This is a genomic window from Aeromonas sanarellii, from assembly GCF_000820085.1.
In the GTDB taxonomy this organism is placed as follows: domain Bacteria; phylum Pseudomonadota; class Gammaproteobacteria; order Enterobacterales; family Aeromonadaceae; genus Aeromonas; species Aeromonas sanarellii.
The window spans coordinates 1-1,084 of the sequence record NZ_CDBN01000010.1; the positions used below are offsets into that span (position 1 = coordinate 1).

General features: G+C 56.8%; 1 protein-coding gene. It reads right to left on the minus strand.

Annotated elements, in window-relative coordinates:
* Positions 1-518: 518 nt before the first annotated feature.
* Positions 519-1,084 (minus strand): 3'(2'),5'-bisphosphate nucleotidase CysQ family protein (locus tag BN1132_RS01855; RefSeq protein ID WP_042074472.1); only part of this gene is annotated, 566 nt, incomplete at its 5' end.

Consider the following 1,084-nt stretch of genomic DNA (forward strand, 5'->3'; position numbering starts at 1 on the left):
CCGAACAGGCTGATGACCCAATGGGTGTCGTGGCGACGCCAGCCGGTGCTGGCCATGGTGGAGGGGGAACCGGACAGCTCCCGCGAGACCTCTGCAGATAAACTCATCGATAAATCACTTTTATGTAGTATTAAAACCTAAAAACATTGTGCTCTTTTAGCATTTAATTCTCAAAAAGGGAGACTGGCAGATCTCACTGGCAAAGCCCTGTTCCACCAGTGAGATTGGGAGGAAATTTCACCCCGGATTATTCAATTAATCCTGACATTAACCAAAAGTTAGGAATATAAAACCAAAATTAAAACCGACGTCGATTTTTTGTTTCGATGAAATGCATGTTTTCAGAATTAACTGAAATTTATGCCAGTGCAGCCAGATTGGATGTGATGATCCACTACCGTTATCGCCATCACTAGCGAATCTCCCTGAAATCCCCGCAACCAGCCAGTGGATCACACCAATGCAATCAGGCGACCCTGTGGTCGCCTGATTGCATTCCCTGCGAGCTGGTCGACCCGTCAGTGGGCCAGAATGCGTCCCCAGGCGAGATCCGGGTCCCCCATCACGATGAAGTCCGGGTTCTCCAGCGACTCGGTCTCGTTGTAGCTCAGCGGTTGCAGCGCCAGGCTGAGGATGCGCCCCCCTGCCGCCTCCACGATGCACTGGGCGGCAGCGGTATCCCACTCCCCGGTGGGGCCCAGGCGCACGTAGCAATCCGCCACACCTTCCGCCACCAGACAGGACTTGAGGGAGCTGGAGCCGAGCGGAATCAGCTCGTAGTGGATGGCCGGGTTGAGGCGACGGGTCAGGTTCTCCAGTTTCTGGCGGCGGCTGATGGCCACCACCAGGGAGTCAGGCTGATCGTGTTCATGGTGCATGGCGCTGATGGGACGGCTCTCGCCGTTCGCCTCCTTGAAGGCGCCGTGACCACGCACCGCCCAGTAGAGCAGATCGGATTCGGGGGCATAGATGACCCCGAGCACCGGGACATTGTCCCGCACCAGGGCAATCAGGGTGGCGAAATCGCCGCTGCCTGCGATGAACTCGCCAGTGCCGTCCAGCGGGTCCACCAGCCAGTACTGGC